The organism is Pantoea sp. AS142, assembly GCF_037152305.1.
Taxonomy (GTDB): domain Bacteria; phylum Pseudomonadota; class Gammaproteobacteria; order Enterobacterales; family Enterobacteriaceae; genus Pantoea.
In genome coordinates, this window is record NZ_JBBCMO010000001.1 from 959,618 (window position 1) to 984,116 (window position 24,499).

The 24,499-nt window shown below is 54.1% G+C and carries 27 protein-coding genes and 3 tRNA genes; 11 read left to right on the forward strand and 19 right to left on the reverse strand.

Annotated features, from left to right (window positions below):
- Positions 1 to 45: 45 nt before the first annotated feature.
- A complete protein-coding gene (locus tag WFO64_RS04810) occupies positions 46 to 1,071 on the forward strand; it encodes a L,D-transpeptidase family protein (protein ID WP_337009365.1) in 1,026 nt (341 codons plus the stop codon).
- 79 nt (positions 1,072 to 1,150) lie between these two features.
- Here WFO64_RS04810 and WFO64_RS04815 read toward each other — a convergent pair whose 3' ends face one another.
- From WFO64_RS04815 to WFO64_RS04840, 6 genes are all read right to left on the reverse strand, one after another.
- Positions 1,151 to 1,387, reverse strand: a complete 237-nt coding sequence (locus tag WFO64_RS04815) for a major outer membrane lipoprotein (protein ID WP_003853216.1) — start codon at positions 1,385 to 1,387, stop codon at positions 1,151 to 1,153.
- Positions 1,388 to 1,690: 303 nt separating this feature from the next.
- Positions 1,691 to 3,103 carry a pyruvate kinase PykF gene (gene pykF, locus WFO64_RS04820; protein ID WP_337009367.1) on the reverse strand — a complete coding sequence of 471 codons (1,413 nt, stop codon included), beginning with the start codon at positions 3,101 to 3,103 and terminating at the stop codon, positions 1,691 to 1,693.
- A gap of 344 nt (positions 3,104 to 3,447) precedes the next feature.
- Positions 3,448 to 3,524, reverse strand: a tRNA-Val gene (locus WFO64_RS04825).
- Positions 3,525 to 3,535: 11 nt separating this feature from the next.
- Positions 3,536 to 3,612 (reverse strand) — tRNA-Val (locus tag WFO64_RS04830).
- 3 nt (positions 3,613 to 3,615) lie between these two features.
- Positions 3,616 to 3,692 (reverse strand) — tRNA-Val (locus WFO64_RS04835).
- Between the two features lie 152 nt (positions 3,693 to 3,844).
- On the reverse strand, positions 3,845 to 5,218 hold the full coding sequence (locus WFO64_RS04840) for an MATE family efflux transporter (protein ID WP_337009369.1): 1,374 nt from the start codon (positions 5,216 to 5,218) through the stop codon (positions 3,845 to 3,847).
- A 202-nt stretch (positions 5,219 to 5,420) separates the two neighbouring features.
- Between WFO64_RS04840 and WFO64_RS04845 the strand changes: the two genes are divergently transcribed.
- Positions 5,421 to 6,080 carry a riboflavin synthase subunit alpha gene (locus tag WFO64_RS04845; protein ID WP_337009371.1) on the forward strand — a complete coding sequence of 220 codons (660 nt, stop codon included), beginning with the start codon at positions 5,421 to 5,423 and terminating at the stop codon, positions 6,078 to 6,080.
- Between the two features lie 245 nt (positions 6,081 to 6,325).
- Here the strand turns inward: WFO64_RS04845 and cfa are convergent, their stop codons facing one another.
- Positions 6,326 to 7,474, reverse strand: a complete 1,149-nt coding sequence (gene cfa / locus WFO64_RS04850) for a cyclopropane fatty acyl phospholipid synthase (RefSeq protein ID WP_337009374.1) — start codon at positions 7,472 to 7,474, stop codon at positions 6,326 to 6,328.
- Positions 7,475 to 7,784: 310 nt separating this feature from the next.
- Positions 7,785 to 8,987 (reverse strand): purine nucleoside transporter PunC, encoded by a 1,203-nt coding sequence (gene punC, locus WFO64_RS04855; RefSeq protein ID WP_337009376.1) that lies wholly within the window; start codon positions 8,985 to 8,987, stop codon positions 7,785 to 7,787.
- Between the two features lie 107 nt (positions 8,988 to 9,094).
- Here punC and punR point away from each other — a divergent pair, with 107 nt between their 5' ends.
- Positions 9,095 to 10,009, forward strand: a complete 915-nt coding sequence (gene punR / locus WFO64_RS04860) for a DNA-binding transcriptional activator PunR (RefSeq protein ID WP_337009378.1) — start codon at positions 9,095 to 9,097, stop codon at positions 10,007 to 10,009.
- On the opposite strand, the gene purR is transcribed toward punR, so the two are convergent.
- Positions 9,997 to 11,022, reverse strand: a complete 1,026-nt coding sequence (purR, locus tag WFO64_RS04865; protein ID WP_337009380.1) for an HTH-type transcriptional repressor PurR — start codon at positions 11,020 to 11,022, stop codon at positions 9,997 to 9,999. The two genes, punR and purR, sit on opposite strands and share 13 nt — an antisense overlap.
- 281 nt (positions 11,023 to 11,303) lie before the next feature.
- Between purR and cydH the strand changes: the two genes are divergently transcribed.
- On the forward strand, positions 11,304 to 11,393 hold the full coding sequence (gene cydH / locus WFO64_RS04870) for a cytochrome bd-I oxidase subunit CydH (protein ID WP_095707274.1): 90 nt from the start codon (positions 11,304 to 11,306) through the stop codon (positions 11,391 to 11,393).
- 46 nt (positions 11,394 to 11,439) lie between these two features.
- On the opposite strand, the gene WFO64_RS04875 is transcribed toward cydH, so the two are convergent.
- On the reverse strand, positions 11,440 to 12,237 hold the full coding sequence (locus WFO64_RS04875; protein WP_337009383.1) for a C40 family peptidase: 798 nt from the start codon (positions 12,235 to 12,237) through the stop codon (positions 11,440 to 11,442).
- Positions 12,238 to 12,602: 365 nt separating this feature from the next.
- Here WFO64_RS04875 and WFO64_RS04880 point away from each other — a divergent pair, with 365 nt between their 5' ends.
- The gene (locus WFO64_RS04880; RefSeq protein WP_337009532.1) at positions 12,603 to 12,938 is read left to right on the forward strand and encodes a Grx4 family monothiol glutaredoxin; all 336 of its coding nucleotides are present in this window, start codon (positions 12,603 to 12,605) and stop codon (positions 12,936 to 12,938) included.
- Positions 12,939 to 12,982: 44 nt separating this feature from the next.
- Here the strand turns inward: WFO64_RS04880 and rnt are convergent, their stop codons facing one another.
- The 4 genes from rnt to WFO64_RS04900 all read right to left on the reverse strand — a co-directional run bounded on the left by rnt (position 12,983) and on the right by WFO64_RS04900 (position 16,040).
- Entirely contained in the window at positions 12,983 to 13,651 is a 669-nt protein-coding gene (rnt, locus tag WFO64_RS04885; protein WP_337009385.1) for a ribonuclease T, read from the reverse strand.
- Between the two features lie 120 nt (positions 13,652 to 13,771).
- Positions 13,772 to 14,179: a lactoylglutathione lyase gene (gloA, locus tag WFO64_RS04890; RefSeq protein WP_337009387.1), complete on the reverse strand. Its 408-nt coding sequence runs from the start codon at positions 14,177 to 14,179 to the stop codon at positions 13,772 to 13,774.
- A gap of 116 nt (positions 14,180 to 14,295) precedes the next feature.
- A complete protein-coding gene (locus WFO64_RS04895; protein WP_337009389.1) occupies positions 14,296 to 15,393 on the reverse strand; it encodes an alkene reductase in 1,098 nt (365 codons plus the stop codon).
- 50 nt (positions 15,394 to 15,443) lie between these two features.
- On the reverse strand, positions 15,444 to 16,040 hold the full coding sequence (locus WFO64_RS04900) for a TetR/AcrR family transcriptional regulator (protein WP_337009391.1): 597 nt from the start codon (positions 16,038 to 16,040) through the stop codon (positions 15,444 to 15,446).
- A 174-nt stretch (positions 16,041 to 16,214) separates the two neighbouring features.
- Between WFO64_RS04900 and WFO64_RS04905 the strand changes: the two genes are divergently transcribed.
- From WFO64_RS04905 to WFO64_RS04920, 4 genes are all read left to right on the forward strand, one after another.
- Complete coding sequence (locus WFO64_RS04905; RefSeq protein WP_337009393.1) at positions 16,215 to 16,454, forward strand: DUF1289 domain-containing protein; 240 nt, start codon at positions 16,215 to 16,217, stop codon at positions 16,452 to 16,454.
- 68 nt (positions 16,455 to 16,522) lie between these two features.
- Positions 16,523 to 17,419, forward strand: a complete 897-nt coding sequence (locus tag WFO64_RS04910; RefSeq protein WP_337009395.1) for an aldo/keto reductase — start codon at positions 16,523 to 16,525, stop codon at positions 17,417 to 17,419.
- A gap of 84 nt (positions 17,420 to 17,503) precedes the next feature.
- Complete coding sequence (sodC, locus tag WFO64_RS04915; protein WP_337009397.1) at positions 17,504 to 18,022, forward strand: superoxide dismutase [Cu-Zn] SodC; 519 nt, start codon at positions 17,504 to 17,506, stop codon at positions 18,020 to 18,022.
- Between the two features lie 130 nt (positions 18,023 to 18,152).
- Positions 18,153 to 18,620: a hypothetical protein gene (locus WFO64_RS04920; protein ID WP_337009399.1), complete on the forward strand. Its 468-nt coding sequence runs from the start codon at positions 18,153 to 18,155 to the stop codon at positions 18,618 to 18,620.
- Here the strand turns inward: WFO64_RS04920 and WFO64_RS04925 are convergent, their stop codons facing one another.
- The 3 genes from WFO64_RS04925 to WFO64_RS04935 are packed head-to-tail and all read right to left on the reverse strand — an operon-like array spanning position 18,621 to position 21,717.
- Positions 18,621 to 20,621 carry an FUSC family protein gene (locus WFO64_RS04925; protein ID WP_337009401.1) on the reverse strand — a complete coding sequence of 667 codons (2,001 nt, stop codon included), beginning with the start codon at positions 20,619 to 20,621 and terminating at the stop codon, positions 18,621 to 18,623.
- Positions 20,618 to 21,475, reverse strand: coding sequence for an HlyD family secretion protein (locus WFO64_RS04930; RefSeq protein ID WP_337009403.1), 858 nt, complete (start codon positions 21,473 to 21,475; stop codon positions 20,618 to 20,620). The genes WFO64_RS04925 and WFO64_RS04930 overlap by 4 nt, the downstream gene beginning before the upstream one ends.
- A gap of 5 nt (positions 21,476 to 21,480) precedes the next feature.
- Complete coding sequence (locus tag WFO64_RS04935; RefSeq protein ID WP_337009405.1) at positions 21,481 to 21,717, reverse strand: DUF1656 domain-containing protein; 237 nt, start codon at positions 21,715 to 21,717, stop codon at positions 21,481 to 21,483.
- 150 nt (positions 21,718 to 21,867) lie between these two features.
- On the opposite strand from WFO64_RS04935, the gene slyA reads away from it, so the two are divergent.
- A complete protein-coding gene (slyA, locus tag WFO64_RS04940) occupies positions 21,868 to 22,305 on the forward strand; it encodes a transcriptional regulator SlyA (RefSeq protein ID WP_337009407.1) in 438 nt (145 codons plus the stop codon).
- A gap of 43 nt (positions 22,306 to 22,348) precedes the next feature.
- Here the strand turns inward: slyA and slyB are convergent, their stop codons facing one another.
- Positions 22,349 to 22,816 carry an outer membrane lipoprotein SlyB gene (slyB, locus tag WFO64_RS04945; protein WP_337009409.1) on the reverse strand — a complete coding sequence of 156 codons (468 nt, stop codon included), beginning with the start codon at positions 22,814 to 22,816 and terminating at the stop codon, positions 22,349 to 22,351.
- 282 nt (positions 22,817 to 23,098) lie between these two features.
- Between slyB and anmK the strand changes: the two genes are divergently transcribed.
- The gene (anmK, locus tag WFO64_RS04950) at positions 23,099 to 24,220 is read left to right on the forward strand and encodes an anhydro-N-acetylmuramic acid kinase (protein ID WP_337009534.1); all 1,122 of its coding nucleotides are present in this window, start codon (positions 23,099 to 23,101) and stop codon (positions 24,218 to 24,220) included.
- 45 nt (positions 24,221 to 24,265) lie between these two features.
- Here the strand turns inward: anmK and WFO64_RS04955 are convergent, their stop codons facing one another.
- Positions 24,266 to 24,499, reverse strand: a complete 234-nt coding sequence (locus tag WFO64_RS04955; RefSeq protein ID WP_046288354.1) for a DUF4060 family protein — start codon at positions 24,497 to 24,499, stop codon at positions 24,266 to 24,268.

Here is a 24,499-nt window from a genome sequence, read left to right on the forward strand (position 1 = left end):
ACAGACGCCATCCGGCGTCTGTTTTTTATCCGATGAGAAAATTGCATGAAACCTGCTATACATTTAGCCGGCGCATTGCTGCTAACCTGCTTTGGGCTCTCTGCACCCGCATTCGCCACTGAATATCCGCTGCCACCACCTGACAGTCGCCTGATTGGCGAAAACGTCCTGACTCAGATTCCTGATGACAAGCAACCTCTGGAAGCCATTGCGGCTCGCTACCAGGTCGGGCTGCTTGGCATGCTGGAGGCAAATCCCGATACCGATCCCTGGCTACCGAAAGCGGGTTCTCAACTGACGGTGCCGCTGCAGATGATCCTGCCCGATACACCGCGCGAAGGCATTGTGGTTAATCTGGCCGAGCTGCGACTTTACTACTATCCCAAAGGGGAAGATAAGGTCATGGTCTATCCCATCGGCATTGGCCAGTTGGGGGCGGCAACCCCGGTGATGGTGACTCAAATCAGCCAGAAAATCTCTAACCCGACCTGGACGCCGACGCCAAACATCCGCAAGCGCTACGCCAAAGAGGGCATTACGCTGCCCGGTGTGGTACCTGCCGGCCCGGACAACCCGATGGGGCAGTTTGCCATGCGGCTGGCTCGTGGCACCGGGCAGTATCTGATCCATGGCACTAATGCGAAATTTGGCATCGGCATGCGCGTTAGTTCAGGCTGCATCCGCCTGCGTTCAGAAGATATTGAGGCGCTGTTTAATTCAGCCCCAAAAGGGACGCGGGTAGAAATCATCAATCAGCCGGTGAAGTACGCTGTGGAGCCGGATGGTAAACGCTACGTGGAAGTGCATCAGCCGCTGTCACGCAATGACAAAGACGATCCGCAAACCATGCCGATTGCGCTCAGCACCGGAGTAAAGAAGTTTATGAAAAGTGAGATGAGTGATAGTGCGCTGATTAAAGCCAGCTTAGCGCGACGCTCAGGCATGCCGGTGCTGGTCAGCAGTGGAGAACCGGTGCAGAGTGATACCGTGCCGCCTGCAGGGCTGGAGAGCGCATCTGTGGGGACAAATGGCCCGATTGCGCAGGTTGACAGTAAAGCCGTTCAGCCCTGATCGGGTGAAGGTCAGAAAGGGCACTGAATTCAGGGAAAAAAAATGGCGCCATAAAGGCGCCATTTTTAAACCAGAACTCTTACTTACGGTAAGAGTGAGCCTGGTTGTCCAGACGCTGGTTAGCGCGAGCTGCGTCATCTTTAGCAGCCTGAACGTCTGAACGCACTGCGTTCACGTCGTTGCTCAGCTGGTCAACTTTAGCGTTCAGAGTCTGAACGTCTGAAGACAGCTGGTCGATTTTAGCGTTGCTTGAGCAACCAGCCAGCATAGTTGAAGCCAGAACTACCGCGCCCAGTACCAGTTTAGTACGATTCATTATTTATACCCTCTAGATTGAGTTAATCTCCATGTAGCGTTACAAGTATTACACAAAGCTTTTTAAGTTGAGAATAAATTTTTGATGAGAAGATGCTTAAACTTGATCGTTCGCTCAAAGAAGCAGCGAATCCCAGAATATGATAAAAAAATTAAGCGAAAACAGAGAGATTTAATCGGATTAACCTTAATATTAAGATTATTTGAATAGTTAATTTCGATTTGAATTTTCTGACATTTGGTTTAAGTAGAAATAAAAAAAGCGCCTGATAAAGGCGCTTCTAAATAACAGTTAAAGCGAGTTTTACAGAACGTGTACTGAGGCGGTGTTGGTAGTTCCGCTTGGCACTAATGCACCGGACACCAGCACCACGACATCGCCTTTCTGACCATAGCCACTTTCCAGTGCCGCTTCTTTACCGAGACGATAGAAATCGTCGGTTGAGGCGATCTCATTCACCAGACGCGTCTCAATCCCCTTACTCAGGATCAGCTGACGTGCGGTAGTCGGGTTGGTGGTCAGTGCCAGAATAGTGGCGTTCGGGAAATATTTACGCACGGCTTTTGCTGACTTACCGCCTTCGGTAGCGACCACAATCAGCGGCGCTTCCAGCTTTTCAGCGGTTTCAACGGCACCACGGCAGACGGCTTCCGTGATACGCATTTTGCGGTTATCACTCTGGCTGTCGATGCGGGACTTCATGACGCGGTCGGTACGTTCACAAATGGTCGCCATGATAGTGACCGATTCCAGCGGATAACGGCCTTTAGCACTCTCACCTGACAGCATCACGGCATCGGTACCGTCGAGGATGGCGTTAGCCACGTCACCGGCTTCGGCGCGGGTAGGGCGCGGGTTCTTGATCATCGAATCGAGCATTTGGGTGGCCGTGATAACCACTTTGCGTGCTTTATTACATTTTTTGATCATCATCTTCTGCGCGAAAATCACTTCTTCAACCGGGATTTCAACACCCAGGTCGCCACGCGCCACCATGATGCCGTCTGACGCTTCGAGGATTTCGTCGAAGTTGTTGAGGCCTTCCTGGTTTTCGATTTTGGAGATGATCTGGATATGCTCGCCGCCGTGCTGTTTCAGGTGCTCACGAATTTCCAGCACGTCTGAACGTTTGCGGATGAAAGAGGCGGCGACAAAGTCTAAGCCCTGCTCACAACCAAAAATCAGGTCGCGTTTATCTTTTTCAGCCAGTGCAGGCAGCTGGATGGAGACGCCCGGCAGGTTAACACCTTTGTTCTCACCCAGATCACCATTGTTAAGGACTTTGCACACCACGGTGTTTTCAGTGACTTCGGTCACTTCCATGCCAATCAGTCCATCATCGACCAGCACGGTGTTACCAATTTTCAGGTCAGCTGTGAAACCCGGGTAGGTTACCGCCACACGCTCGCTGTTGCCGATGACACTCTGGTCTGTGGTGAAGGTAAAAGTCTGACCCGCTTTCAGCGCCGCATCGTTGCCGCCTTCCAGCTTCATGGTGCGAATCTCAGGGCCTTTGGTATCCAGCAGGATAGCAGCCTGACGACCGGTTTTTTGCATTACAGCACGCATATTGGTAATGCGTTGACCATGCTCAGCGTAGTCGCCGTGAGAGAAGTTAAGACGCATAACATTCATGCCCGCTTCAAGCAGTTGAGTCAGCATCTCTTCGGATTCGGTTTTCGGACCGATTGTACAAACGATTTTAGTCTTTTTCATGACGGATTATCTGTAAGTTGTGATGGATGAATAAGGGCGGAATCCGATGGCAGCGCATCGAAGTGAAATTTCTGATTGAGACTGAAATGGGCAGTACTGAGTAAGAATAGGTGACGAAGGCCAGGCGTGCAGGGAAGTTGTGCGGTTACGGTTGGTAACCACCACGCTGTTGTTGCGCAAATCATTTGAGTTATCGCAGTAAGCACGAAATCGCTGAAACCTTTCAAGTAAGCAACGCGGGACAGTATAGACGCTAAGTATGCGAAAACCAATCAAAAAGCAGAGGGTGAAAGAGATGCAGATCAATAAAAGTGGAGTTGCGCAAACTGAAGAAGTTATGAAAGTGGTGCGCTCTAATGGACTCGAACCATCGACCCCCACCATGTCAAGGTGGTGCTCTAACCAACTGAGCTAAGAGCGCATTCTGAATATTGGTGCGTCCGAGTGGACTCGAACCACCGACCCCCACCATGTCAAGGTGGTGCTCTAACCAACTGAGCTACGGACGCACTTGGTGCGCTCTAATGGACTCGAACCATCGACCCCCACCATGTCAAGGTGGTGCTCTAACCAACTGAGCTAAGAGCGCAACATGCTATCAGGGCGACAGCGGGGACGAATATTAACGGCAGCGTGTGAGGCTGGCAAGGGGAAAATAGTTTTTTCGCCATGACTGAACAGCAACTGTGCTAACCGTCGTTTTTTTCGTCATCGCGGGCCCTTTCTGTCCCACCTCCAGGGTTATCTCGCCGCGCGCATAAGGATGATTTCCGCCGGTGATTGCTGCAACCGTCTGATGCGCCAGATCATCATTACAGCAGCCGAGGTCAGACCGATAATAAAGCCGCACCAGAAGCCCGCCGGCCCCATGCGTGGCACCAGCCAGTCGGTCAGCGCCAGCAGATACCCTGCGGGCAGTCCCAGCAGCCAGTAAGCGATAAAGGTAATAAAGAAAATCGACCGCGTATCCTTATAGCCGCGCAGGATCCCGCTGCCAATAACCTGTATTGAGTCTGAAAACTGATAAATCGCCGCCAGCAGCATCAACTGTGCCGCCAGTGTCACCACGTCGGGATTGTCGTTATAGAGCAGCGCAATCTGATGACGAAACGTCACGGTAAAAATGGCGGTCAGCGCCGCCATGCTGATGCCGACACCCTGGGCGGTCCAGGCCGCAACCCGTGCCTGCTCGATGGAACCCTGACCCAAACGATAACCTACGCGGATAGTGGTCGCGACACCCAGTGACAGCGGTAACACGAACATCAGTGAACTGAAATTCAGGGCTATCTGGTGACCGGCTACGTTAACAATCCCCAGTGGAGAAACCAGCAGGGCGACAACGGCGAACAGCGTGACCTCAAAGAAGAGTGCCAGCGCCACCGGCAATCCCAGCGTCATCAGGCGGCTCAGAATCGGACGGGATGGAGGCGTCCAGCGGCTCTCCATATGGATATCGCGCATGCTACCCATCCGGCGCACCCAAAAGCGCATGCAGATAAACATCACCCAGTAGACCGAGGCGGTCGCCACGCCGCAGCCGACGCCGCCCAGAGCGGGCATGCCGAAGTGGCCATAAATAAAGACATAGTTAAGCGGGATGTTGAACATCAGACCCAGAAAGCCCAGCACCATGCCCGGTTTGGTTTTCGACAGCCCCTCGCACTGGTTACGCAATACCTGAAAGAAGAGATAGCCAGGCGCACCGAACAGCAGGGCATGCAGATAGCCTTCTGCTTTCAGCGCCAGTTGCGGATCGATATTATGCATTGCCCGAATGAGGTAACCGGCATGCCACAACAGCACCATAATCAGCAGGGAAACGAAAAAGGCGAGCCAGTATCCCTGGCGAATCTGTTCGCCGATACGTTCGCGGCGACCAGAACCGTTGAGTTGCGCAACGGTGGGCGTCAATGCAAGCAGAAGACCATGACCAAACAGGATGGCAGGAAGCCAGACAGAGGTGCCGACAGCAACGGCGGCCATATCCGTGGCGCTGACTGCACCGGCCATAATGGTATCCACAAATCCCATTGCGGTTTGAGCCACCTGAGCCAGAATGACCGGAATCGCAAGGGCCAGCAATTGACGCGCTTCTGTTAAATACTTCTGCACGTTAACACCTGACTTATTGAGTAAATTAAAAGGGCAGCAAAGCCCATGGAATTTCGCGGGCTAGTGTAACTGGCGTAACAGAATTCGCCAATCTTTGTCACCCGATGCGGTTTGCCGTCCCATCAAACAGGCGCTGCCTGCTGAAATCAACAGCCGACCTGAGCTGTGATAAACTAGCGCAAACTTCGCAGAGGCAAAGACTATGTTTACCGGTATTGTGCAGGGCACGGCAGAAATCGTGTCCATTGAAGAGAAAGAATTGTTTCGTACCCATACTGTCAGACTGCCAGCAGAACTCTTACCGGGTCTGGCGCTGGGCGCATCCGTAGCCCATAACGGTTGCTGCTTAACCGTGACGGCAATTGAAGGCGACTGCGTCAGTTTTGATTTAATTAAAGAGACGTTGCGGGTCACAAATCTCGGCGATTTACATCAGGGCGATGTAGTCAATATTGAGCGTGCAGCAAAATTCAGCGATGAAATAGGCGGCCATCTGATGTCGGGTCATATTATGACCACCGCTGAAATCTGCAAGATTATCCAGTCAGAACATAACCGAGAAGTCTGGTTTAAAATCCAGGATCCCTCGCAGATGAAATATATTCTGCATAAAGGCTTCGTCGGCATCGATGGCATCAGCCTGACAGTAGGCGATGTGACAAAAACCAAATTCTGCGTCTATCTGATCCCGGAAACGCTGGAACGTACCACCCTGGGGGTGAAGACTTTTGGTGACCGGGTCAATATTGAGATCGATCCTCATACGCAGGCGATTGTAGAGACCGTTGAGCGGGTGTTAGCACAACGCGATGCCGCAGCCGCTATGAGCATGCTGACCGGCCAGCCTGCCGCTGAGAGTTAATAAAAGGCGCATAAGCAATAAAGAGTGCAAAAGTCTAAATCAGGCTGAATCTGGCAACAATACAAACGCTTAAGACGCAGGGAACACGGACAGGGCAGGAACGTGTCCCGCGCCATGGATGGCGGGTTTTGCGTCTTTCCGGTCTTAACGTGTTCCCTGTGCGGCCCCGTCTCAAAGCAAAACAGGCCAGCCCTTTTAATCGTCTTCGGCGCGGCAGCGCCTTCATCACGACCACATGCCTGACCCTAACGCGCCACCTGCAATCCGCCTTCAACGCCGCGACTGAATACGATCTGCCACAGCTGAATATCGCGCGCCCGGAAGGCACCGGCGCAGGCATTAAGATAGTAGGAGAACATCCGCTTAAAACGTTCACCATAATTATCAGCCAGCTCTGGCCAGGCCTGTAAAAAGCGTTCATGCCAGGCCATCAGTGTTTTGTCATAATCGGCACCAAAGTTATGCCAGTCTTCCAGAATAAAATGGGGCTCGCTGGCATCCGCCACATGACGAACCGAAGGCAAACAGCCATTGGGGAAAATATATTTGTCGATCCAGGGATCGACACTCATATCGGTTTTAATCGCGCCGATAGTATGAAGCAGGAAAATACCGTCAGGCTTTAAATTACGATCGACCACATCAAAATAGGTCGCGTAATTTTTCGGTCCGACATGCTCAAACATACCCACCGAAACAATGCGATCAAACTGCTTATTCAGATCGCGATAATCCTGCAATAGAATCGTGACATCTAATCCGCGACAGCGCTGCTGCGCCAGTTTCTGTTGTTCGGCGGAAATCGTTACGCCATGCACTTTAACGCCATAATGACCTGCGGCAAATTCCGCGAGGCCGCCCCAGCCACAGCCGATATCCAGCAGCGACATCCCGGGTTCCAGCGCTAATTTACGACAGATCATATCCAGCTTTGCTTCCTGCGCCGCCGCCAGTGTGGTGGCTTCTTTCCAGTAGCCACAGGAATATTGCATAAAGGGGTCGAGCATCAGTGAAAAGAGATCGTTGCCAAGATCGTAATGCTCTTTACCGACAATCCAGGCCCGCTTTTTTGATTGCAGATTAGTTAAGCGTGCAGCGGCAATGCGCAGCGTATCTTTAAAGTGATGAGGAAGCTGCTCATCAAGTTTATGTTTAAGTACCTGGTGGAAGAAAATATCCAGCCGATCACACTCCCACCATCCATCCATATAGCTCTCACCGAGCCCAAGCGATCCCTCCTGCAGAACACGTTTAAAAAAACCCGGATGAGTAATATGAATATCCCAGGGACGTGAACCATTAATTTCGATATCCGCTTTTTCCAGCAGTTCGTGAACGATGCGATACCAATGGTTCTCTTCAGGACTCACTGCTTCTGCATAAGATGAACTCATAGCTTTTCCACCACCTGTCCAATCTGAGCCTGAACAAATAATAGCCAACTTCGTCAGGCGTTGAGGAACGGCACGGATGACTCCGTACACCGGTTATCTGTGTGATACAGAGGACTGGAATCGCCTGTAGCAGGTCGGTTAGGGTGTGAATAACGCGCGCGAATACCGTCCCGGCAACAGGGTGCCAATCAGATTATTACGTTATTATATTGTTGATTTATTACAGGTTTGTTGACCCGAATGAGTATATTCTCACGCAGGTCAATATTCAATAACTTATTGTTAGGAAGCTAACTAAAAAGTCAGTGCGTCAGTGATTATCCTGGCAGGCAGGTTGCGCAGAGGCAACAACAGTTTGTGCGCTTGCTGCACGCTGCATAAAGTAACCGATCAGCGCGAGCAGAATAGTTACCGTCATCATCAGTGTGGTGGTAAACAGCGCCTGGGTTAATCCGGCCGACACCGCCAGGCTGGCGGCAAAGCAGAGTCCTAACTGCAGCGTGTTCTGCAACGCTGCCGCTTTACCGGTGGCGTGCGGGAAAGGCATCAGCGCACCGGACACCACAATCGGATAGACCGCACCGTTAGCCAGCGCCATACCGCAGAAGGGTGCCATCAGGCTCATTAGCGTGCTATTGCCTGACAGCGCAACAGCAAACAGCGCAAGAATGCTCAGACTATAGACTCCCAGCAACCAGGGCAGCAACTGTGCGCCGCTAAAGCGGTTGAGGAGGGCGCGACAGCTGAATCCGCCAATTAAAAAGGCGAGTGTTTGCGGCACATAACTCAGGCCGATATCGGCAGGCGAGAGACCCAGATCCGCCAGAATAAAGGGCGAGCCGGTCAGCCAGGCAAAAAAGCTGGCTGAACAGGCGGAATAGATCAGCACATTTCCGCTGTAGACCCGTGATTTTAGCAGGGTGAAAAAGCCGGGCTGCGTACCTTTTTCGCCCGCGGGCTTACGCACGGTGGGCAGGCGCAGAGTAGTCAGAATCAACGCCACCGCAATCAGGGTTAGCACCAGGAAAATCGAACGCCAGTGGAAGTGACCGATCAGCCAGGCACCCAGCAATGGGGCCAGCGCCGGAGAGAGTGCAACCAGTGGCATAATGGTGGCAAATACTTTGTTGGCGCGCGCGGCAGGGTAGCGATCCACCACCAGCGCTTGCCAACTCACGGCCGCAGCACAGACACCAATTGCCTGAACAAAGCGCAGCGCCAGCATCAGATAGATATCATTTACCCACAGCATGCCTGCGCAGCCAACACCAAACATGGCCAGTCCGGCCAGCAGCACCGGTTTACGGCCGATGCGATCGGAAAGGGGGCCCCAGAAGAGCTGACCACAGGCGAAGCCTGCCAGGAATAGACTCATGCTGGCGCTGATCAGGCCGGGCGAGGTGTTAAAAGTTTGCTGCATTGCGCCAAAGGCGGGCAGGTACATATCAGTGGCTAAAAAGCCCAGCATGCTCAGCAGGGCAAGATAGGGCATGAATCCTTTATTCGACGACATTTGACTCTCATTTTGGCAGGATAAACGCGTCAGAGTGTAAAAGGTGCGTCTGACGCTGTGAAACGGTAATATTTGCCGATTGCTGTTAAAATTTTTGAAGGCAAATTATGTGGTCAGAATATGCATTAGAAGTGGTTGACGCCGTCGCCCGCGGGGGCAGCTTCAGCGCCGCCGCGCAGGAGTTACACCGGGTACCTTCTGCCATCAGCTATACGGTGCGTCAGCTGGAAAACTGGCTAGCGGTACCGCTATTCGAACGTCAGCATCGTGAAGTGGTTCTGACCCCGGCAGGCGAACATTTTGTCCGGGAAGGGCGCAGCATCATCAAAAAAATGCTTGCCACACGGCGACAGTGTCAGCAACTGGCCAACGGATGGCGCGGCCAGCTAAGCATTGCCGTTGACCGTATTGCTAAGCCTCAGCGCACCCGGCAAATGGTCAAAGATTTCTATCGCCACTTCCCCGATATGGAGTTGATCATCAGCTATGAAGTTTTTAACGGTGTATGGGATGCGCTGGCCGATGGCCGGGTGGATGTGGCGATTGGTGCGACTCAGGCGATTCCGGTTGGCGGACGGTTTGCCTTTCGGGATATGGGCAAACTCAACTGGCGTTGCGTTGTCGCGCCTCACCATCCCCTGACGCAAGCGAGCCAGATAGATGACGACACGCTGCGCAGTTGGCCATCACTGGTGCTGGAGGATACGTCACGCGCACTGCCGCGTCGTATGACATGGACGCTGGATAACCAGCGCAGGCTGGTGGTGCCGGAGTGGCAAACCGGCCTTGAGTGCGTGCAGGCGGGATTGTGCGTGGCGATGGTGCCTGGTCATCTGGCCAGGCCACTGCTCGACAGCGGCGAACTGGTTGAACTGACGCTGCCGGTGGCGTTTCCGGACAGCCCATGTTGCGTCAGCTGGGCAGAGGATCGCGCATCACCGGCGACAGGCTGGTTGCTCAGCTATCTGGGTGATGCGCAAACGCTTAATCAGGAGTGGTTAAGGGAAGATTACCGGCGATAGTCGCGGAACGGGCCATCGGCTACTGAACGGCGCTCAATCAGCGTGGGATGGACTTCAATCGTTTGTGAAACTTCACGCTTACTGGTGATACGGTCCAGCAGCATATCCAGCGCTTTCTCACCCAACTGGGCTTTAGGCTGATGCACTGTGGTCAGGGCGGGGGCGAAATAGCGGGCGTTGCGCACATTGTCATAGCCGATCACCGAAATGTCCTGTGGTACGCGCAAACCCATCTCATCGGCGGCGCAAATCGCGCCCATCGCCATGATGTCACCCCCACAGAACACTGCCGTCGGGCGTTGCTTCTGCGACAGGATCTGCTGCATCGCCTGATAGCCCGACTCCGGCTCAAAGTCACCCTGCACAATCCATTCGGTGCGCGGCTGAATACCCGCCTCTTCCAGCGCCTTCAGGAACCCGGCATGGCGGCCGCCACCGGTGTTACGCTCCATCTGACCGGGAATGGCACCAATCTCACGATGTCCACGTTCAATCAGATAGCGTCCCGCCAGATAACCGCCCTGAAAGGCATTATCCAGTACTGTGTCTGTGAAGTCGGCGCGCGACTCGCCCCAGTCCATCACTACCATCGGAATATTGCGGTTCTCTTCCAGCATTTGCAGCAGGTCGTCCGGATATTCAGAGCACATCACCAGCAAACCATCTACGCGTTTCTGCGCCATCATGCTGAGATAGGCGCGCTGTTTTTGCAGATCGTTATGCGCATTACCCAGAATCAATGTATAGCCTTTATCAAAACAGTGATTTTCAACCGCTTCAATAATTTCAGCGAAATAGGGCGCTTCGCTGGAGGTGGCAAGCAGGCCCAGCGTCTTGGTATGGTTCACTTTCAGGCTGCGCGCCACGGCGCTCGGTGAGTAGTGCAGTTCCTTAATCGCCTGCCAGACCGCGTTGCGCGTCTCTTCAGCCACAAAGCGGGTTTTATTGATGACGTGCGAAACGGTCGTCGTTGAGACTCCTGCGCGTTTCGCCACATCTTTAATTGTTGCCATGAAAATCGGACTCCAGTGCCTATCTAACCCTATGATAAGCTTTGTGTTAAACGTTTGCGTCTGTTCAGGGTTTTTTCCGCAAAAATGCCGCTTTACCGGACAGAAAACAGGCTCCTGGCGGAGAAAAACCGCCTGACAGCGTGCGCAAACGGAATCAGGGTTGCGCGCGTTGCGCAACAAAGGCGGGATTCTAACAAGGCTGGACGGATAAAACGAGATTTTTACTGGGCCCTGTGGGAAAATGCGATATCCACACTAATTGTGTGATGAAGGAGCAAGCAATGAGTACCGATCTTAAACTGGCTTTAATGACCACCGTGGGCTGTCTGCTGATGATTGTGGCCTTTAGTTTTACTGCCATTCTGCACTAATAAAAAAGCCGGGATTATCCCGGCTCTCTTCTGCTTGTTCTGCTACTCAGCGTATGGTTTTCGGCGTCATCACGCGACGGGCACCAATATAGTGACGTTGCCAGTAATCTTCCCCTAATGCGCTGATCTGAATATCTTTGCCGGTACGTGGTGACTGGATAAATTTGCCGTTGCCCAGGTAAACGCCGACGTGGTCAGCAGTACCGCGTCCATTGATGCGGAAGAAGACCAGATCGCCTTTCTCCAGCGACTCACGCTTGATTGGCGCAGCATCACGCAGGTGATACATCTCGTTAGCGGTTCGTGGGATTTTAAACTTCACCAGGTCTTTATACGCGTACCAGACCAGACCGCTGCAATCGAAACCGGTATGCGGTGAGGTGCCGCCCCACTGATACGGCTTACCTAACTGACCCATCAGCTTGGTCATCGCTGTTTCGCGCGCTTTCTGGTAGCGCTGGCGATGAGATTTGCTCATTTTAATCGTGCCGGTCTCGCTGGGGGTTACCTCAACCGTTTTCAGCGGGCGCTGATGACCATAGCGTTTCTTGTCTTTGTTCTTGTTGATACGGGCTGTTTTAAGCGAGGTCTTTTTAGCAGGTGTCTGTTTAGCGATGAGTTCGACTTTTTTCTGTTTTTTAGTTTTTAGTTTTTGAACCGAGCTGAGGCGAGTTTTTTTCGTCACCGTTTTCAACGGGCGACGCTTGCGGCGCTCATCGTCGCGCGCGCTCTTTTTCTCTGCCTTATGCGTACTAACGTTCACCGGTGCGTGCGGCGACGCAGCGGCGATGTTAAAAAACAGTTGCGCAAAGGCCAGCATGAAAAGCGTAATGATTAAACGCATAGTCCATTGAAGTCGTTAAGTTGTCAGGGCCACTACGCACCGCGACAAAGTTGAGATTAATCTGATCCAGGATCAGCGCCCCGGCCATTCTAGTCCAGTTCTTTTAAAAACTGTAATGCCTTTTAATATTAATCTTTGCAACCCACGTAATTGCGCTGAAAATGAGCATTTTCAGCGTCTTATATCAGCGAAATTATTACGAATTATTAATCTGTTACCAGACGTTAATAATCAGGCATTCAGGCATCCGACGCAGGACTTAACAATGATGGCGATTTAATCGGGCAGCGATCAAAATGTCGTTTTCAGTCATGCTGCGAAGTCGCTACAATAAACAAACACGAAGTAACGAATTAAGGAAGGCAATTATGAGTACTGTAGAAAAAATTCAGCGCCAGATCGCAGAAAACCCGATCCTGCTGTACATGAAAGGTTCTCCGAAACTGCCAAGCTGCGGTTTCTCTGCACAGGCGGTGCAGGCGCTGTCAGCCTGCGGTGAGCGTTTTGCTTACGTGGATATTCTGCAGAACCCGGACATTCGTGCAGAGCTGCCGAAATATGCCAACTGGCCAACTTTCCCGCAGCTGTGGATCGATGGTGAGCTGGTCGGTGGATGCGATATCATCGTTGAGATGTTACAGCGCGGTGAACTGCAGTCGCTGATTAAAGAGACCGCAGAAAAATTTAAAGAAGCAGAATAAAAAAAGGCCGACATTAAGTCGGCCTTTTTTCATTGCAGCATCGCTTATGCGGATGTACTGATTTGCGCGTCGTCTTCCGCGAAGGGCAGTGGCCAGCCGCCTAACCGTTTCCAGCGGTTCACCAGTTCGCAGAACAGTGTCGCCGTCTGCTGAGTGTCGTAAAGCGCCGAATGCGCCTGTGTAGTGTCAAACGCCATTCCCGCCGCGATACAGGCTTTCGCCAGAACCGTCTGACCCAGCACTAGCCCGCTCAGGGCCGCGGTGTCGAAGGTGGCAAACGGGTGAAATGGATTGCGCTTGAGGCTGGCACGTTCAGCCGCCGCTGACATAAAATTCAGGTCGAAGGTGGCATTGTGCGCCACCATAATGGCGCGATTGCAGCCGCTGTCTTTTATGCCCTTACGCACCATTTTGAAAATAGCGTGCAGCGCCTCATATTCACTGACTGCGCCGCGTAGCGGATTGCTGGGATCAATACCGGTAAAGGCCAGAGCCTCGGGATGCAGCAGCGACCCGACAAAAGGTTCGACGTTGAAATGCAGCGTCTGGTCAATCTGAATCCATCCCTCTTCATCCATTTTCAGCGTGATAGCGGCAATCTCCAGTAACGCATCGGTTTGCGCATTGAAACCCGCGGTTTCAACGTCGATCACCACCGGATAGAAGCCACGGAAACGTTGATTGAGTGCATTAGGGGAATTCGATTCAGACATCAGGATCTCGTTGCAGAAAAAGGGCAGCGCGTATTATGGCAAAAAACGGGGCCGGGTGCAGCAGATGAAGCGCAGAGAAGGGGATACAGCCCACCCGATTAGGCAGGCTGACAGGCAAAGTTAGTGACCCAGGCCGTTACCGGCATCTTTATTTTCGATCAACTCGATTTTGTAACCATCGGGATCTTCAACAAAGGCAATAATGGTGGAGCCGCCTTTAACCGGACCAGCTTCACGCGTAACGTTGCCGCCATCTTTGCGGATACGTTCGCATGCCGCTGCCGCATCATCAACGCCCAGCGCAATATGACCATAAGCATCACCAAGGTCATACTTATCGACACCCCAGTTGTAGGTCAACTCGATCACCGCACCTTCGCTTTCGTCGGTATAGCCCACAAACGCCAGGGTATATTTGTATTCGGTGTTTTCGCTCTGACGCAGCACGCGCATGCCCAGTACACGGGTGTAGAAATCGATAGAACGCTGGAGATCGCCAACGCGCAGCATGGTATGAAGTAAACGCATAACATCCTCTTTTAAATAAAATGCCAAAGCCGGGTGACCCAGGCGCTAAGTATAGCGATGAAAATCGCCGATGAATAATGGCTGCCGTCATCGTCTCCGACGGCAGCCCAAACCGGTTACAGTGTCGGATAGTCGATATAACCTTCAGCGCCGCCGCCGTAGAAGCTTTCCGGGCGCTGTGGATTGAGCGGCGCATCCTGCTGCAGACGCTCAACCAGATCCGGGTTAGCAATGTAATCGCGACCAAACGCAACGGCATCAATGAGACCGCGAGCGATCAGATCATCCGCTTTCTCAACGGTATAGGCACCGGCACCAATGATGGCACCCGGAAACAGGTCACGCACTTTCTGACGGAAGGCATCAGTATAAGGCTGACCACCGGCCCAGTCTGGCTCAGAAAGGTGCAAATAGGCGATGTTGCGTTTTGCCAGCTCGCCGATATACCACAGTGCCGCTTCTTCTTCGTCCGGGCCGTTGTCCAGATTCTGGAAGCTACCGATAGGTGAGACGCGAATACCAATACGATTGGCTGACCAGTTGGCGATCACAGCATCAACCACTTCCAGCGCAAAACGACCGCGTTTTTCGATGCTGCCGCCATATTCGTCTGTACGCTGGTTTGAGCCAGGCGCCAGGAACTGGTGGATCAGGTAACCGTGCGCCGAGTGCAGCTCAAGCAGGTCAAAGTCCGCTTCACGCGCGTTTGCCGCAGCCTGGCCAAAATCTGCCACGATCTGCTGAATCTCTGGCACCGTCAGCTCACGCGGCACAGAGGTATCTTCGCGATATACGCTGCCATCTTTAGCACGCAGTGAAGTACGGGTGCCTGCGGCAATCGCGGATGGGGCAACCGGTGCTTTGCCTTCCGGCTGCACGCTGTTATGTGAGATACGACCGGTGTGCCATAACTGCACGGCAGTGTGACCGCCAGCCTGATGCACGCTTTCGTTAATTGCTTTCCACGCCGCAATCTGTGGCTGAGTATGTAATCCTGGCGCACCGGCATAGCCTTTCGCCTGGAAAGAGATCTGGGTCGCTTCGGTGATGATTAGACCAGCGCTGGCGCGCTGGCGGTAATATTCAGCCATCATTGGGGTTGGAATATCGCCTGGCTCAACGCTGCGCAGACGGGTCAGCGGTGCCATAAATACGCGGTTTGGGACGGTAATTGCACCGACTTTTAGCGGACGAAACAGCTGGGTACTCGCCATAATAGCTCCTGATTAGTAGACCAGTCGTCTACAAATATGCTTTTTAAAAATCAGTGGTGTTCAAGCCACTGTTCGATGGTACTCAGTGCCAGACGCAGTGGCTGCGCCTCGCGGGAAATTTTGCTCTGCAGACTGGCACCAAGCCACAGTAGCGACAGCAATTCCGCCATCTGCGCGGGTGGCTGCGGGAGGTTCAGCGACTCCTGCTGTGCTGCAATGGTCAGTGTTTGGGCGTAAAGGGCAGTGATTTTTGATGCGCCCTGTTGTAGTGCGTCACGCATGGGTTCGGAGAGATCGCACACTTCCGCCGAGACCTTAACCCCCAGACAGCCTACGATGTGCCCCTGATGGACAAACAACTCAACGGCAGCACGAAAATGATTGAGCAGGCGCTCACGTGGTGTGCCGCTGGTCTGATTAAGTTGTAACTCCACATCCTGCAGGAAACGCGCAAAGTAGCGTTCCAGTACCGCTACGCCAAACGCCTCTTTAGAGCGGAAGTAATAGTAGAAGGAGCCTTTCGGCACCGCCGCCTGTGTCAGCAGTTCGCTGAGGCCCATTCCGGTAAACCCGCGTTGCAGACAGAGTTGCTCACCTGTCTGGAGCAGGTGTTCGCGAGTTTCGTTGCGCTGTAGCATCTTATTCATGGCACTGAGAGTAGTAGACCAGTCGGTCTAATGCAACGCAGCCCTGTGCGTTTGGCACAGAGTGTTCATTCTGCAGTAAAAGAGCAGGATAATTCTGACCGGTCAGGACTGACTTCCTGCGCAAACAGGCTACGCTTTTTACTGGACTGTTTATTCTGTTAATCCGGAGTCGTGGTGGCCGAGCAGCTTGAGTTTTTCCCGGTTCCCAGCCCCTGCCGCGGCATCTGCCAGACTGATGCGCGCGGCTATTGCCTGGGATGTTTACGCAGCCGCGATGAGCGGTTCAACTGGCTGCGCTTTAGCGATGCGCAAAAGCGGGAGGTTATTCGTCTTTGTCAGCAGCGTCGTCAGCGTCTGCAACGGCAACAGAAAGGCGAGGAGCCGCACGAGCCACAACAGCCGGCGTTATTCTGACGACTTTCCGCTTTCCGTTATACTCTCTGACACGCTAACTTCAGCCATCGCGCAACAGGGAGAACGTCATGTTAAAACCGCAAGCCATCGCTTCACAGGGGCCCGATTTTTCACCGCTGGTTATGGGGTACTGGCGTCTGATGGAGTGGGGCATGTCGCCTCAGGAGCGGGTCGCGTTTATTGAGCACCATCTGAGGCTGGGCATTACTACCGTTGATCATGCGGACATCTACGGTGACTACCAGTGTGAGGCGGCGTTTGGCGAGGCATTGAAACGGGCACCCGGCTTGCGCGACCAGTTGCAGATTGTGACCAAGTGCGGCATCGCCACCCGCGCCCGGCCTGAACACCAGATTGGCCACTACATTACCGACAAAAGTCATATCCTGCGAAGTGCTGAAAACTCGCTGCGCCATATCCATACCGATCGTCTCGACCTGCTGCTGATCCATCGTCCCGATCCGCTGATGGAGGCTGACGAGGTGGCTGACGCCTTTATGGCGCTGCATCAAAGCGGTAAGGTTCTGCATTTTGGCGTATCCAATTTCACACCATCACAGTTTTCACTGCTGCAATCCCGTCTGCCATTCTCGCTGGTAACCAACCAACTGGAGATCTCACCGGTACAGCAAAGTGTGCTGCTGGAGGGTTCGCTGGACCAGTGTCAGCAACTGCGCATTCGCCCGATGGCCTGGTCCTGCCTGGGCGGCGGTCGCTTGTTTAACGATCCGCATTTTCAGCCGTTGCGCAACGAACTGGAAGCGGTGCGGCAGGAAACGGGTGCCAACAGCCTGGATCAGGTGGTCTATGCATGGATACTGATGCTGCCGTCGCGGCCGCTGCCAATTATTGGTTCAGGTAAAATAGCGCGGGTCAGCGAAGCCGTCGGGGCCGTGAATTTATCCCTGACGCGTCAGCAGTGGTTCCGCATTCGCAAGGCGGCGCTGGGATTTGATGTGCCCTGAAGCGTAAAACTGCGTCAATCTTCGGCAAAATAGTGCAACAGCGACCAGACTTATCTCAAACCCTGGTATGTAAACGGAGTCATCATGAAAATCAAAGCAGTTGCGCTATTCGCATTGATCGCCTGCGGCTCAGCACAGGCGGCCAGTGAGCAGGTTACAATCCATCAGGTTACCGCTGAAGGGATTGGAAAATCACTGGGCACCGTCAAGATTGACGAGACACAATATGGTCTGCAATTCACGCCGGATTTACAGGGGCTTTCGCCGGGCATTCATGGTTTCCATGTCCATGCGAAAGGCAGCTGTGAGCCGGGAGAATCTGACGGTAAAGTGGTGGCCGCCGGTGCTGCCGGAGGCCACCTTGATCCTGCCAACAGCGGCAAACATCTGGGGCCTTATGCGGAGGGGCACCTGGGCGATCTGCCCGCGGTCTATGTCGATGACAAAGGCAACGCCACTTATCCGGTGCTGGCACCGCGCCTGAAATCGTTAACAGAGATCAAAGGCAAAGCACTGATGGTACATGTCGGCGGGGACAATCATGCCGACCAGCCTAAACCGCTGGGCGGTGGCGGGGCGCGTTATGCCTGTGGCGTAATCTGAGTTTCCGGGCGGCAGGCGAGGGCCGCCCGCTTTTATCCCGACTGTTTATGAATTGTTATACCATCCCTGACATTTCCCCCCTATGATATTGATTCAGGTAAGAAAGCGTAATGGGGAAAGGAGCAGGAAAATGAAACTCAAGGGCGCATTGCTGCTGTGTCTGCTGCTGGTGGGATGCGATAAACCCAACGATACGCAACTGGTTACCGAAACCGGACGGGAACTGCAGCGCACTATCGATACCAGTCCGATGCGTAGCACCTGTGAGAAAATTGCCAAAGGTCGTGAATGGCTGAGCCGCAACATGGTGCGTAAGTTGGAAGCGCAGGGTTGTGATCAGGTCTTTCGCAGCGCCACCGAAACCAATTTCACGGATAGCACTATCTATCGCCGCACCATGACTATGGTATGCGGGGGCATTCATGGTCAGAGTTTTACCGGTACCGAATTGACGCGCCGGTTTATCTTCTCACCGGATGAGAAAGTGCTGGTGATTGAACCGATGACCGAAATGGATAAAACCCGCTTCGAGGGACACAAAACACTGCAACAGCTGCAGGATGATTTTAACCGGCAACAGCAACAATATTGCCAGTGATCATTCAGGTACCGCCTGCTTTAGCTGGGCCAGCGAGCAGCGTAATCGCCAGATAATTCCTGCCAGTTCGCTGGCCTCGTTACTCTTCAGTGCCAGTAACGCGGTGATGGAATCCTCCAGTTCCGTCAGCATCCGATCCAGTGAACTGTGTCGCACGCCGCGGCGGCTGATAATCTCCTGTAAATTTTGCAGGCTGTTATCGCGAAATACCCTCAACGTCAACGAATCGGCGCGCCATTCACGTAGCTGCCAGACGATATGTGAGCAGTTGAGCAGCACCACCCCCCAACGCAGTAGCCAGACGCGCGCCTGTTCATCCCGGCTATGACTGAGCTGGCTAATGCGGTGGTATATCTGCGATTCAAAGCGGCTCTCGCTAAGCCGGGGCCGTTGCCGCAGTTGATCGAGAAACGCCAGCCGCAGCGCCCGGATATGCCGTCGACTACGCCGCGCATCGGAGCTGGGCCGCAAGATCTGAAACGCTAGCCAGGCGAGCAGCACCCCGCAGACTTTAGCGATGTTATCGTTAAAGAAGTCCTGATAATCCCAGGAGGGCGGATTTGTCACCGCGATAAACGATCCCATAAACACGATGAACTGACCCCACATCCCGGCGCGCGGTCTCTGCTGCAGCTTGAAGAGTTGCAGCGTCACCAGCAGCGGGAACAGAACCAGTAAAAACTGCCATAGCTGACTGATCTGCACCATCAGGCCAAACTTCATCACAAAACTAAACGCAAACAGCCACAACAGGGTTTTCAGCAGCAGCGTGACGCTGCCGCCGGGTGAGGGTGAGGATGCGTAGAGCACACAGGCAATGGCGGTTAAGGTGAGCGCGGCGGCGCCTGAAGACCATTGTGTGTTGATCCAGAAGGCACAGCCCAGCACGATGACGCAGAAGGTGCGCAGGGCGCTCCAGCCGGCTTCAGCACTGTCAGTGTCGCGTGCCAGCGCCGGAACCGGCGGAGGCTGAAAACGGGTATCGGCATCGGCTCGATCCAGCAGGCGGATCCAGCGCAGAACGTTGAGGTACATCCAGCAGAAGTAGCGCAGCCGCTGACAAAAGGCGCGCTGCCGATAGTCGCCATCCGCCGCCGGCGTCACGCTGCGCAGGATTTGCGCCAGACGATATTTATCACACGCCGGTTTCGCCAGCTCCGCCAGCAGTTGTTGCAGCGCTTCAAACAGCGTCTCTGGCGCATCGGGCCAGTTCAGCAACATGCGTCGCAGGCTGGAGAGGACGCTGGTGAGCCGCAATTGCTGGTGCAGCACATAGTTCAGGACATTGTTCTGTCGGCGAAAGCGGTAGTGACTCCAGAAGGCCTGAATCCGCAGCAGATTCATCGTCAGTATCTGGCTGATGACATTCTCATGTGCGGTACGGATTGTCTCGCTCGCAGAAGGCTGCAGCAGCAATACCGCATGTTCCAGCAATCGGGCATGCATCTGCTTCAGTGAAGTAATCAGCGTTTCACCATCGGAGGTACTCGGCAGCACCATCATCATCAATCCGGCGCACAGAATGCCGGAGATCACCTCGCAGACGCGGGCCTGAGCAATGGTCCACAGCGAGGTGATATCGGTAATATTGACGCTGCTAAAGGCGATGATAGCGGCGGTGTAGCCCGCAAGTGAAAACGCGTAGGCGACGTTATTCTGGTAGTGATTCGCAATGCCGGTACAGAGCGCCAGCCAGCCGGCAATCGCAAACGCAAACAGCCACGGCTCATTAAGGGTATGTCCGGCGATCACCAGGGCTGCGCTGGCCCCCATCAGACTGCCGACAATGCGACCAAGACTTTTGCTGATCGCGCCGCCGACGGTAGGAAAGCTAATCACGGCAGCAGAGGTCATCGCCCAGTAAGGCTCATCGAGATCCAGTCCATAGGCGATGCTCAGCGCAAGACACATCGCGATAGCATTGCGCAACGCATAGCGCCACTGGCCGGCGTTTGCTTTAATCCAGGGCAGTTGGTCCCAGGCCAGCCACTGAAAATTCATGGCTGGATAGTGATGGTGCAGCTGGTTCCGGCCACCAGCTCTGTATCGGCGGGTAGCGGGTTGAGACGGATGCGCACCGGCACCCGCTGCGCCAGCCGCACCCAGGGTACGTTTGGCTTGATATCGGGCACCAGGCCGCTGTCCGTCTCAATGCTCTGGTCATAAATGGCGCGACCAATGCTGTCCACCTGGCCCTGCAGCTGCAAGCCATTGCTGTAGAGCACCACCTGGGCCGCTGCGCCTGCATGAATATGGCGCAGCTTGGTCTCTTCAAAATAGCCCATTACGTAATAAGAGTGGCTGTCGACCAGCGCAAACAGTGGCGACCCCGCTGTAGCATAGTTGCCAGGCCGTAGTGTCAGATTGGTGATCCAGCCATCCGCCGGTGCGGTCAGCGTCGTCTGCTGAAGATTCCAGCGCGCCCGCTCCCATTCCGCCTGCGCGGCTTTGTTAGTGGCCGCCGCCGCCTCGGCGCCTAACCGTGCCGCATCAAGATCCTCTGCGGAGATGATATTGCGCGGCAGGCTGCTGCGCCGGTTAAACTCATGCTGCGCTTTCGCGAGATCCGTCTGCGCTTTGCTGCGCTGGGCGTCGGCATTGTCGAGCGCGATCTGCCACGGCACCGGGTCCAGCGTTAACAGTAGCTGGCCCTGATGCACGAACTGATTGTCTTTGATCCTGAGTTGCGTAATCCGGCCCGATACCTGAGGCGTGATATCCACCAGCTCTGCCCGTACTTTACCGTCACGGGTCCAGGGCGACTGCATGTAATAGTTCCACAGCCAGCCACCAGCCAGCAGCGCCAGGGCAAACACAATCAGTGTAGAGAAGTATTTTACCGCGTTAAATTTCATATCGATTATCCATGACCGATGAGCCAGAGTGCGGCGGTAACGCACAGCACAAACAGGGAAAGATCAAACAGAGTAGGATGCCAGACATCGCCGGAATAGATCCAGCCGCGCAGCAGCGGGTGGATCAGTAGCCAGAAAAAGAAGCCGAGGATCACCGCTTTGAATATCGGCGGGAAAAACAGCGAGGCGCCCACTACCAGATCGGTTAGGGGTTTCGCACCTGAAAAAGCAGGAGTGAGCACGTGATAATATCCTTCGTTAACCCAAACGGCAGATGGAAAGCGCTGCCGCATTCTCGCCGCCTGGTCCGGGATTTGTAATTTTTCCTGTAAACTCGCAGAATAGTGTAAAATCTGGCTTGATAGCTAGCAAGCTAATTATAAGGAGATGAAATGGATACGCCGCTCGGAACGGATTTATCTCGCCTGGTGCGCATCTGGCGCGCGTTGATTGATCAGCGGCTGAAGCCGCTTGAGCTGACTCAGACTCACTGGGTGACGTTGCACAATATTCATCAACTGCCGCCGGAACAGTCGCAGATTCAGTTAGCCAAGGCGATTGGTATAGAACAGCCTTCGCTGGTGCGCACACTGGATCAGCTTGAGGAGAAAGGATTAATTACCCGTTCGACCTGCGCCAACGATCGTCGTGCCAAGCGCATTAAGCTGACGGAGCAGGCAGAGCCGATTATCGAACAGGTTGAGACTGTAATTGATGAGACGCGGGACGACATTTTGTCCGGCATCAGTCGGGAAGAGATCAGTCAGATGGTGACGCTGATCGCCCGGCTTGAGAAAAACATTCTTGAACTTCAGCATAAAGAGAAATAAAAAACCGACGCCTGGGCGTCGGTTTTTTTGTTTTGTAGCATTATTAGCGAGGTGAAACCGTCACCTGGCTTCCGTTGGACGCCATCACAACACGCTGGCCAACGGAGTAACGCGTAGCGGCCTGTTTCTGAACCACCATGATGGTGTTGCCATCATCCTTACGGATTTCCAGTTCAACACCATCAGTTTTATTGACTGCGCCCTGAACACCCTGGCCTGCCACGCCGCCCAGAACCGCACCCCCGGCTGTCGCCAGGCTACGTCCGGTGCCGCCGCCGAGGGTATTCCCCAGGAAGCCACCCAGCACCGCACCACCGATTGCACCGATGACGTTGCTCTCATCGCCGCCCTGGATTTTTACCGGGCGAACGGAGACTAAGGTACCGTACGAAACGCTCTGTACCTGCTTAGCTTCACTGGCACTGTAGGTATCACCCGAGAGCGTACTGGTATTGCTACAACCTGCCAGCATGACACCGGCCAGAGCGACCACAATTAAACGCTTAATCATTTGAAACTCCTTTAGTCGAGAAGGCGCCACGTTTACCGCTATATCCTGCACACAGTATAAGACACAAACCTGGCAAATTAATCCCTGTCCGAATAAAACACGGTTGGACGAAGCATAGACTATGCAGGATCAACAATAATTCAATCGTGAATTAAAAAGAGTTGCACGACATTCTCTGTCTGCACGGTGGGATTAAAAGAATTTAATCATAGAATTAGCGATCATTATTTGTCAGGCTAGCCACAGATGAATCGCACTTCCCGCCGGAAGTAAGGAATGGCAATGAAATCAGGTCGCTATATTGGGGTAATGTCAGGCACCAGCCTGGATGGAGTGGATGTGGTGCTGGCCGCCATTGATGAAAATATGGTGGCGCAGCAGGCGAGCTACTGTCATCCGATGCCGCCGGCGCTGCGTCAGGCGATTCTGGGGATTTGCCAGGGGCAAGCCCTGACGCTGTCGCAGCTCGGCCAGCTTGATACCCGCCTCGGCCAGCTGTTTGCGGAAGCCGTGGTAACATTAATGAAGCGCGAATCGCTTGACGCCAGCGATATCATGGCGATTGGCTGTCACGGTCAGACCGTCTGGCATGAGCCACAGAGTGACGCACCTAACACGCTGCAGATTGGCGATCATAATCAGATTGTGGCGGCAACCGGCGTCACCGTGGTCGGCGATTTCCGCCGCCGTGACATGGCGCTGGGCGGGCAGGGCGCGCCGCTGGTACCCGCCTTTCATCAGGCGCTGCTGATGGATGCCACCGAACGGCGCATGGTGCTGAATATTGGCGGTATCGCCAATCTCTCGCTGCTGATCCCGGGTCAGCCGGTGCGCGGCTTCGACACCGGCCCCGGCAATATGCTGCTGGATGCCTGGATCGGGTGTAATCAGGGCCTGGCCTACGACAAAGATGCGCAGTGGGCGTGCAGCGGGTCAGTCATTCCGGCACTGCTGGAGGCGATGTTGCGGGAACCCTGGTTTGCGTTGCCGCCGCCGAAAAGCACCGGGCGCGAACACTTCAATCTGGGCTGGCTGCAACAGCATCTGCGCCATTTCCCGGGTCTGGCAGCGCAGGATGTGCAGGCCACCCTGGTCGAATTGACGGCCATCACTATCACACAGCAGGTGCGACTCAATGATGGCTGTGACCGTCTGCTGGTGTGTGGCGGCGGCAGTCGCAATCCGCTGCTGATGGCCCGCCTGGCGGCGCATCTTCCTGGCACGGAAGTGACCACTACCGATGCGGCGGGTATCAGTGGTGACGACATGGAAGCGCTGGCTTTTGCCTGGCTTGCTTTCCGCACGCTTTCCGGCTTGCCAGGCAATCTGCCTGCGGTGACGGGCGCACGGGAAAAAAGCGTGCTTGGCGCGATCTATCCGGCCAATTCGCTCTACCGACGCTAAATGGGTAGCGGGAGCAATCTGCCCCCGCAGGGTTACCGGCGGCCGTCAGGCGGCGCCGGAGAGATGCGTCAGGTTACGAACCCCGGTAATCACCGTGGCAACCATGGTTTCACGTCGGGTAATCACCTCAACCTGATAAAACCGGCTGCGGTAGGCGATGGAATAGATAATGGGATGGTACTTATTGCCTTCTCCATAGCGGGAGTAGTGCGCTTCAAGCGCACGGGTCGCTGCGAGGATATGGGCCGGTTCTTTATCACCGCGGATGATTTGCTTCAT

Coding starts and splice junctions, on each gene's coding strand:
- WFO64_RS04810 (WP_337009365.1), top strand. CDS start 46: ATGAAACCTGCTATACATTTAGCCGGCGCATTGCTGCTAACCTGCTTT.
- WFO64_RS04815 (WP_003853216.1), bottom strand. CDS start 1,387: ATGAATCGTACTAAACTGGTACTGGGCGCGGTAGTTCTGGCTTCAACT.
- pykF (WP_337009367.1), bottom strand. CDS start 3,103: ATGAAAAAGACTAAAATCGTTTGTACAATCGGTCCGAAAACCGAATCC.
- WFO64_RS04845 (WP_337009371.1), top strand. CDS start 5,421: ATGTTTACCGGTATTGTGCAGGGCACGGCAGAAATCGTGTCCATTGAA.
- cfa (WP_337009374.1), bottom strand. CDS start 7,474: ATGAGTTCATCTTATGCAGAAGCAGTGAGTCCTGAAGAGAACCATTGG.
- punC (WP_337009376.1), bottom strand. CDS start 8,987: ATGTCGTCGAATAAAGGATTCATGCCCTATCTTGCCCTGCTGAGCATG.
- punR (WP_337009378.1), top strand. CDS start 9,095: ATGTGGTCAGAATATGCATTAGAAGTGGTTGACGCCGTCGCCCGCGGG.
- purR (WP_337009380.1), bottom strand. CDS start 11,022: ATGGCAACAATTAAAGATGTGGCGAAACGCGCAGGAGTCTCAACGACG.
- cydH (WP_095707274.1), top strand. CDS start 11,304: ATGAGTACCGATCTTAAACTGGCTTTAATGACCACCGTGGGCTGTCTG.
- WFO64_RS04875 (WP_337009383.1), bottom strand. CDS start 12,237: ATGCGTTTAATCATTACGCTTTTCATGCTGGCCTTTGCGCAACTGTTT.
- rnt (WP_337009385.1), bottom strand. CDS start 13,651: ATGTCTGAATCGAATTCCCCTAATGCACTCAATCAACGTTTCCGTGGC.
- gloA (WP_337009387.1), bottom strand. CDS start 14,179: ATGCGTTTACTTCATACCATGCTGCGCGTTGGCGATCTCCAGCGTTCT.
- WFO64_RS04895 (WP_337009389.1), bottom strand. CDS start 15,393: ATGGCGAGTACCCAGCTGTTTCGTCCGCTAAAAGTCGGTGCAATTACC.
- WFO64_RS04900 (WP_337009391.1), bottom strand. CDS start 16,040: ATGAATAAGATGCTACAGCGCAACGAAACTCGCGAACACCTGCTCCAG.
- WFO64_RS04910 (WP_337009395.1), top strand. CDS start 16,523: ATGTTAAAACCGCAAGCCATCGCTTCACAGGGGCCCGATTTTTCACCG.
- sodC (WP_337009397.1), top strand. CDS start 17,504: ATGAAAATCAAAGCAGTTGCGCTATTCGCATTGATCGCCTGCGGCTCA.
- WFO64_RS04920 (WP_337009399.1), top strand. CDS start 18,153: ATGAAACTCAAGGGCGCATTGCTGCTGTGTCTGCTGCTGGTGGGATGC.
- WFO64_RS04925 (WP_337009401.1), bottom strand. CDS start 20,621: ATGAATTTTCAGTGGCTGGCCTGGGACCAACTGCCCTGGATTAAAGCA.
- WFO64_RS04930 (WP_337009403.1), bottom strand. CDS start 21,475: ATGAAATTTAACGCGGTAAAATACTTCTCTACACTGATTGTGTTTGCC.
- slyA (WP_337009407.1), top strand. CDS start 21,868: ATGGATACGCCGCTCGGAACGGATTTATCTCGCCTGGTGCGCATCTGG.
- slyB (WP_337009409.1), bottom strand. CDS start 22,816: ATGATTAAGCGTTTAATTGTGGTCGCTCTGGCCGGTGTCATGCTGGCA.
- anmK (WP_337009534.1), top strand. CDS start 23,099: ATGAAATCAGGTCGCTATATTGGGGTAATGTCAGGCACCAGCCTGGAT.
- WFO64_RS04955 (WP_046288354.1), bottom strand. CDS start 24,499: ATGAAGCAAATCATCCGCGGTGATAAAGAACCGGCCCATATCCTCGCA.